Source organism: Allobosea sp. CER48, assembly GCF_044752385.1.
GTDB lineage: Bacteria > Pseudomonadota > Alphaproteobacteria > Rhizobiales > Beijerinckiaceae > Allobosea.
Genome location: NZ_JBIWYK010000169.1, coordinates 1 through 6,384, shown reverse-complemented (window position 1 = coordinate 6,384; position 6,384 = coordinate 1). Strand labels below are relative to the sequence as shown.

The window sequence follows — 6,384 nt, the reverse complement described above, 5'->3', positions numbered from 1 at the left end:
TCGTCGTAGCGCAGCAACTGTCCGTGGCCAGCGCACGCGCCGTCTGGAGCCGCTTCGAAAGCGTCTTCGTCCCGCTGACGCCGGAGCGCCTGCTCGCGGCGACGGACGACGATATGCGTCTCTCCGGCTTGTCCCGCCCGAAGCAACGCACCTTGCTGGCTCTCTCGGCGGCCCTCGTCGAAAGACGCTTCACCTTCGAAGCCCTGGAGGAGGCTACGCCCGAGCAGGTGCACGCGCAGATGACGGCGATCTCGGGCATCGGCCCCTGGACGGCCGATGTCTACCTGCTGTTCTGTCTTGGCCATCGCGATGGCTTCGCCGCCGGCGATCTCGCGATTCAGGAAGCGGCACGGCAGGCCTTCGGACTGGCAGAGCGGCCCAAGCCGGCGGAGCTCCAGGCCATGGCGGAGGCCTGGCGCCCCTGGCGCGGCGTGGCCGCGCGGCTGCTCTGGGCGTATTACGCCGTTCTCAAGCGCCGCGAGGGCATCAACGCCTGAACATCGGCCCGATTTAGCCCCGCACGACCTTGAGAGCGGTCTGCGCGGCTGAGCGCAGGAACCCCGAATCGCTCATCACGGTGACCATGCGCGCGCCCATGGCGAGGCCCTGCTTCGCGCGCTCGGCCGTCGCTGCATAGAGCGCGACCGGCTTGTTCACCGCCGAGGCGCGCGCGACGACGTGCTTGAGCGCTTCGTCCACCTCGCGTGCGCTCGCATCGACCTGCCCGCCGCCCGACAGGGCGATCGACAGGTCGGACGGACCGACGAACAGCGCGTCAATGCCATCCAGCGCCAGGATGTCGTCGACGATCGCCATCGCCTCGCGCGTCTCGATCATCGCGAAGGTCATGGAGAAGCTGTTGGCGGTCTTGAGATAGCTGTTCTGATCGAGGCCCGAAGCCACCAGGCCACCATAGCTGCCCCAGCTGCGCTCGCCCATCGGCGGATACTTGGCATAGCCCGCGAAGCGACGGGCATCTTCCATCGTGTTGATCATAGGCGCGATGACGCCGGACACGCCGGAGTCGAACAGCTTCGAGACGTTCTGGAATTCGCCAACCGGGATGCGCGCGATCGCGGGCTTGCCTGCGGCGTTGATCAGCGGGATCGCCCGGATGACCTCGCCCAGCGTGATCGGCCCGTGCTGCATATCGAGCGTGATCGCGTCGAAATCCTCCTGCGCCAGGATCGCCGCGATCGAGGGATCGGGCAGGCCGCACCAGGCCGAGACGACGCTGCCGCCCTTGGCGAAACGGTCGGCGAGGGAAGAGAGGACGGTGGGCTTGGCCATTGTGCGTTCATCCGTTGCAAGGCCCGCGCTTCAGGCGTCGCGGGGCCTGCGCACGTTGGACCGGGCCGGGCCGGAAAAGCAAACGGGCGCCCATGCGCCCGTTTCAGAGACGTCCTGCGTCTGCCGGGATGCGCTCAGCGGCCGGCCTGGATGTCCTCGGCCGCCTTGAGCAGGAGCTCGGCCATCACGGTGCGGATCTCGACGTCGGATGCGTTGACGTTGGCGAGGGCAAAGTCGTTCTTGACCTTGCGGACCACATCCTCGTCGCCGGCTTCCTCGAAATCGGCAACGACGACCGACTTGGCATAGGCTTCCGCATCGGCACCGCTCTTGCCGAGCTTCTCGGCTGCCCAGAGTCCGAGCTGCTTGTTGCGCCGGGCCGTGGCCTTGAAGCGCAGCTCCTCGTCATGGGCGAACTTGTTCTCGAAAGCGTCCTTGCGCTGGTCGAAGGTCGTCATGCGGCGTCCATGTCCTTTCGCGGGCAGGTATTAGCACTTTTGAATCATATAGGCCGAGGGCGCCGCGAGAGCCAGCCCGGCTACTCCGATTCAGGCCCGCTTAAGCCTCCCGGCGCAGCGAATTGGCGTTTTGTTGCGTTTGCGGCCGAGACACTCCATATAGCAGGCGCATGGGCGCCCCCGGGCGCCCGGCACATGACCGGCACCTGCGCCGGCCCGAAGATCGATCCGACCGGATCGCCGGGCCAGGTGGCGGGACCGACAAGATCAGGGGCCAAGATCCCGCCGCGACCGTATCGCGTCCAGAGAAGGGCCGACCTTTTGGATTTCCTCAAGCCACGGTACATACCCATGAATCGCCGCCGTCGCATCTACGAAGGCAAGGCGAAGGTCCTCTACGAAGGACCCGAGCCCGGTACGCTGATCCAGCATTTCAAGGATGACGCCACCGCCTTCAATGCAAAGAAGCATGAAGTGATCGACGGCAAGGGCGTGCTCAACAACCGCATCTCCGAACACATCTTCTCGAACCTGAACGATATCGGCGTCCCCACGCATTTCATCCGCCGGCTGAACATGCGCGAGCAGCTCATCCGCGAAGTCGAGATCATTCCGCTCGAGGTCGTCGTCCGCAACGTCGCCGCCGGCTCGCTCGCCACGCGCCTCGGCCTCGAGGAAGGCACGCAACTGCCGCGCTCGATCATCGAGTTCTATTACAAGAACGATGCGCTCAACGATCCGATGGTCTCGGAAGAGCACATCACCGCCTTCGGTTGGGCCACGCCGCAGGAGATCGACGACATCATGGCGCTCGCCATCCGCGTCAACGACTTCCTGTCCGGGCTCTTCCTCGGTGCCGGCATTCGCCTGGTCGACTTCAAGATGGAAACCGGCCGCCTCTGGGAAGGCGAGATGATGCGCATCGTCGTCGCCGACGAGATCAGCCCCGATTCCTGCCGTCTCTGGGACATCCGCTCCAAGGACAAGCTCGACAAGGATCGCTTCCGCCGCGACATGGGTGGCCTGATCGAAGCGTATTCGGAAGTCGCTCGGCGCCTCGGTATCCTCGGGGAGAACGAAAATCCCGGTCCCACCGGCCCGCGCCTGGTGCAGTGAGCGCCATCGCCGCGCCATCATCGCGAATGAAACGGGAGCGCATGCGCTCCCGTTTTCGCGTCGCCGCCCTGCTTCTCGGCGCCGGCCTGCTCCTCTCGGCCTGCGCCGACCAGTTCGGCGCAGGCATCGCCGAATTGCCTGCTTCCGAGGGCTGGCACCGCCTCCCCATCGGCTCCTGGGTCCTGAATGAGGGGCTCGAAGCCCGTGCCATGGTGTTCTGCCCACGCGAAAGCTGCACGCAGCAAGGCTTCGCCGCGGTCATCGCATTGGAAGGCAGGCAGGCCGGGGACATGGAGCGCGCGCTCTCCGAAAGCCCCGCGCGCCTCGGGGAGGCTTTCGCCCGACTGGCGGCCGAGAAGGCGGCCGAGCGGCGCAAGCTCCAGAAGAACCAGAAACGGAAGGCCGAGCCAAAGTCGGCCCGCAGCGCGACCGATGTCGCTCGCCTGGATTCCACCGAGGCGCGCGGCGTCCTCGTCACGATCCGATCGCTCGACACGCCCGGCCGCCAGGCCGTCACCGCCATTCTCTATGGTCGCGAGGCGGACAGGCTCGTCCTGGCGCTCGGCGTAAGCGATACGGCCGAGGCCGCACGCCGCGATGCCCAGGCGGCCTGGCGCAGCCGCTGATTCACGTGAAACGGCGGGACATGGTTGAGTCCGCTCCGCTGCGCCAGCGCGCGGTGCCCTCTCAGACCGGCCGAACGATGGGAATTCGCGCGAGAGCGAACAGGCTGGGCCCGTTCTGATCGCAAAAGTGGTTTCCACTTTTGCGGAACATGCTCTAAGGCACCCCGTAACAATCCGCGTCCGGAGATTTCCATGAAAGCCCGCGTCACCGTCACCCTCAAGAACGGCGTGCTCGATCCGCAGGGCAAGGCGATCGAAGGCGCCCTGAAGTCGCTCGGCATCGACGGCGTCGGCTCGGTGCGCCAGGGCAAGGTCTTCGACATCGAGCTCTCGACAGCCGACAAGGCCGCAGCCGAAGCCGCGCTCAAGGCCGCCTGCGAGAAGCTGCTCGCCAATACCGTGATCGAGAACTACCGCGTCGAAATCGGAGCCTGACCCATGAAGGCCGCCGTTATCACCTTTCCCGGCTCCAACCGTGACGGCGACGTCGCCAAGGCGCTGACGCAGGCCGGCGCCGACGTCACCCATGTCTGGCATGGTGACACCGAGCTGCCGAACGGCGTCGACCTCGTCGTGCTGCCCGGCGGCTTCTCGTATGGCGATTACCTGCGTACGGGCGCGATCGCCGGCCGTGCCCATATCATGGACGCCACCCGCGCCCATGCCGCGCGCGGCGGCTACGTGCTCGGCATCTGCAACGGCTTCCAGATCGCCTGCGAGGCGGGGCTGCTGCCCGGCATCCTCGTGCGCAACGCCAATCTGAAGTTCGTCTGCAAGCGCCAGCACCTCAAGGTCGAGCGCAACGACACGCCCTATACCCGCGCCTATGCGAAGGGGCAGGCGATCGATGTCTGCATCGCCCATGGCGAGGGCAACTACATCGCCGATGCCGAGACGCTGGCCCGGCTCGAAGGCGAGGGCCTCGTCGCCTTCCGCTATGCCGACGCGCAGGGCAACGTTACGCTGGAAGCCAATCCGAACGGCTCGCTCAACGGCATCGCCGGTATCTATTCGCCCGGCTTCAACGTGCTCGGCCTGATGCCGCATCCGGAGAACCTGATCGACTCGCTGGTCGGGGGCACGGATGGACGCGGCCTGTTCGACAGCCTCGTCGGCTACAAGCGCGCCGCCTGAAGCGGCTCGTTCGCGGGGCTGCCCCGCGAATCGACTGACAAGATCCAAATTTTCGAAGAGATGCTCGGGCCTGGCCCGAGCATGGCACAAGGCCGTCAGCGCGCTTTCAGCGCTCTCTGCAGCAGCTTGATCGCGGCCTGCTGGTCGATCGGCCCGACATGCTTTTCGAGGATGCGCCCGTCAGGTCCGACGACGAAAGTTTCGGGCACCCCGTAGACGCCCCATTCGATCGCAGCCCGCCCGCCGCGGTCGACCCCGACCGCAGAGAACGGGTTGCCGAGCGCGCCGAGGAAACGGCGGGCATTCTCGGCTTCGTCCTTGTAGTTCATTCCGACCAGGGTGACCTTGCCCTGCTTCACCGCATCGGTCTCGGCAAGACCCATCAGGACGGGATGCTCGACCCGGCAGGGCGCACACCAACTCGCCCAGACATTGACCAGCGTCGCCCGGCCCTTGGTAAGATCGTCATTGCCAAAGGCGGGAACGGGCTGGCCGTCACGCTGCAGCCCCTCCAGAGGGGCGAGCGTGATCGCCGGCGCGATCCGTCCGATCAACGCGGAGGGGACCTTGCTCTTGTCGCCGGTGAACAGCCCGATGCCGAAGATGACGGCGAGCGCGCCGAAGATGATCAGCGGCGCCAGAAAAAGCAGCGGCGAACGCCGCCGCGGCGCGGTTTCGGTCTGGCTCATGACGTTTCCCGGCCCGAGCGGCGGCCGGCGCCCCGGCGCTCGAGCGCATCGAGCGCCCGCTTCTGCGCGCGATGGTCGCGCAGGATCGCCAGCGTCAGTCCGGCGAGGATGAGTGCCGCAGCGCCGTAGGAGGCGAGGATGAAGCCGGCGTGGGGGCCGATGGCGTCGACGAGCATGCTCATGCCGGCAGGCCCTCCGACGCGAGCCGGTCGAGCCGCTCGGCTTCGAGGATCGTCAGGGTCCGCACGCGCCGGCGCATGATCTCGGCGCGCATCGCGACCATGTGCAGCGACAGCGCGAAAAGCGTGAAACCGACCGCGAGGATGAGCAGCGGCCATAGCATCGAGGCATGGATCGTCGGCCCGCCCATGCGCAGCACCGAGGCCGGCTGGTGCAACGTGTTCCACCAATCGACCGAGAACTTGATGATCGGCACGTTGACGAAGCCGATCAGCGTCAGGATGGCGACGGCCCGCGCCGCACGCGACGGCTCGTCCAGAACCCGCCAGAGCGCGATGATGCCGAGATAGACCAGCAGCAGCACGAGCACGGAGGTGAGCCGCGCGTCCCAGACCCAATAGGTGCCCCACATCGGCTTGCCCCAGAGAGCACCGGTAATGAGGCAAACCAGCGCAAAGCAGGCGCCGATCGGCGCCGCCGCCTTCTGCGCGACATCGGCGAGCGGATGGCGCCAGACCAGGGTGCCCAGGGCCGAGAGCGCCATCATCGAATAGAACATCATGGCAAGCCAGGCCGCCGGAACATGGATGAACATGATCCGGATCGTCTCGCCCTGCTGATAGTCGGCCGGCGCCACGAACCAGGCGAGATAGAGACCGATGGCGATAAGCATGGCCGCGACGGCCGCCAGCCACGGCAGCAGCGCAGCCGAGAAGCGCATGAAGCGCGTCGGATTGGCAAGGTCGATCAGGCTGGCCATCGTTCTGGCGCTGTCATCCGGGGCTCTGGTGCCATGGCGGTTGCTTTAGCAATCCCGACCCCTTCCAAGCAATGCGTGCCGACCGGCTGCGACATCACGAACCGGAGGGCGGCGCGGCGCGGCCCATTGCC

General features: G+C 66.5%; 10 protein-coding genes. 5 read left to right on the top strand and 5 right to left on the bottom strand.

The genetic code is table 11. The features are described from left to right. A partial coding sequence (locus tag ACIPIA_RS08435; protein WP_400508492.1) for a DNA-3-methyladenine glycosylase family protein occupies positions 1-497 on the top strand: 497 nt, incomplete at its 5' end. 13 nt (positions 498-510) lie between these two features. On the opposite strand, the gene ACIPIA_RS08430 is transcribed toward ACIPIA_RS08435, so the two are convergent. Further along, positions 511-1,290 carry an HpcH/HpaI aldolase family protein gene (locus tag ACIPIA_RS08430; RefSeq protein WP_400508490.1) on the bottom strand — a complete coding sequence of 260 codons (780 nt, stop codon included), beginning with the start codon at positions 1,288-1,290 and terminating at the stop codon, positions 511-513. Positions 1,291-1,424: 134 nt separating this feature from the next. Continuing rightward, positions 1,425-1,748, bottom strand: coding sequence for a DUF1476 domain-containing protein (locus tag ACIPIA_RS08425; protein ID WP_400508489.1), 324 nt, complete (start codon positions 1,746-1,748; stop codon positions 1,425-1,427). Positions 1,749-2,069: 321 nt separating this feature from the next. Here ACIPIA_RS08425 and purC point away from each other — a divergent pair, with 321 nt between their 5' ends. From purC to purQ, 4 genes are all read left to right on the top strand, one after another. Beyond that, complete coding sequence (purC, locus tag ACIPIA_RS08420; protein ID WP_400508494.1) at positions 2,070-2,864, top strand: phosphoribosylaminoimidazolesuccinocarboxamide synthase; 795 nt, start codon at positions 2,070-2,072, stop codon at positions 2,862-2,864. 41 nt (positions 2,865-2,905) lie between these two features. Further along, positions 2,906-3,490: a hypothetical protein gene (locus ACIPIA_RS08415; protein WP_400508487.1), complete on the top strand. Its 585-nt coding sequence runs from the start codon at positions 2,906-2,908 to the stop codon at positions 3,488-3,490. Between the two features lie 192 nt (positions 3,491-3,682). Next, positions 3,683-3,925, top strand: a complete 243-nt coding sequence (gene purS / locus ACIPIA_RS08410; RefSeq protein WP_400508485.1) for a phosphoribosylformylglycinamidine synthase subunit PurS — start codon at positions 3,683-3,685, stop codon at positions 3,923-3,925. Positions 3,926-3,928: 3 nt separating this feature from the next. Further along, positions 3,929-4,624 carry a phosphoribosylformylglycinamidine synthase subunit PurQ gene (gene purQ / locus ACIPIA_RS08405; protein ID WP_400508483.1) on the top strand — a complete coding sequence of 232 codons (696 nt, stop codon included), beginning with the start codon at positions 3,929-3,931 and terminating at the stop codon, positions 4,622-4,624. Between the two features lie 95 nt (positions 4,625-4,719). Here purQ and ACIPIA_RS08400 read toward each other — a convergent pair whose 3' ends face one another. Genes ACIPIA_RS08400 through ACIPIA_RS08390 form a run of 3 tightly spaced genes read right to left on the bottom strand, consistent with a single transcriptional unit; the run spans position 4,720 to position 6,253 of the window. Next, positions 4,720-5,313 (bottom strand): DsbE family thiol:disulfide interchange protein, encoded by a 594-nt coding sequence (locus tag ACIPIA_RS08400; RefSeq protein ID WP_400508482.1) that lies wholly within the window; start codon positions 5,311-5,313, stop codon positions 4,720-4,722. Next, entirely contained in the window at positions 5,310-5,495 is a 186-nt protein-coding gene (ccmD, locus tag ACIPIA_RS08395) for a heme exporter protein CcmD (protein WP_400508480.1), read from the bottom strand. Before ccmD ends, ACIPIA_RS08400 begins: the two co-directional genes overlap by 4 nt. Then, on the bottom strand, positions 5,492-6,253 hold the full coding sequence (locus ACIPIA_RS08390) for a heme ABC transporter permease (protein ID WP_400508478.1): 762 nt from the start codon (positions 6,251-6,253) through the stop codon (positions 5,492-5,494). Before ACIPIA_RS08390 ends, ccmD begins: the two co-directional genes overlap by 4 nt. Positions 6,254-6,384: the final 131 nt, after the last annotated feature.

Excerpts from the sequence above, each read along its gene's own strand:
- ACIPIA_RS08430 (WP_400508490.1), bottom strand. The coding sequence starts at position 1,290 with ATGGCCAAGCCCACCGTCCTCTCTTCCCTCGCCGACCGTTTCGCCAAG.
- ACIPIA_RS08425 (WP_400508489.1), bottom strand. The coding sequence starts at position 1,748 with ATGACGACCTTCGACCAGCGCAAGGACGCTTTCGAGAACAAGTTCGCC.
- ACIPIA_RS08415 (WP_400508487.1), top strand. The coding sequence starts at position 2,906 with ATGCGCTCCCGTTTTCGCGTCGCCGCCCTGCTTCTCGGCGCCGGCCTG.
- purS (WP_400508485.1), top strand. The coding sequence starts at position 3,683 with ATGAAAGCCCGCGTCACCGTCACCCTCAAGAACGGCGTGCTCGATCCG.
- purQ (WP_400508483.1), top strand. The coding sequence starts at position 3,929 with ATGAAGGCCGCCGTTATCACCTTTCCCGGCTCCAACCGTGACGGCGAC.
- ACIPIA_RS08400 (WP_400508482.1), bottom strand. The coding sequence starts at position 5,313 with ATGAGCCAGACCGAAACCGCGCCGCGGCGGCGTTCGCCGCTGCTTTTT.
- ccmD (WP_400508480.1), bottom strand. The coding sequence starts at position 5,495 with ATGAGCATGCTCGTCGACGCCATCGGCCCCCACGCCGGCTTCATCCTC.
- ACIPIA_RS08390 (WP_400508478.1), bottom strand. The coding sequence starts at position 6,253 with ATGGCCAGCCTGATCGACCTTGCCAATCCGACGCGCTTCATGCGCTTC.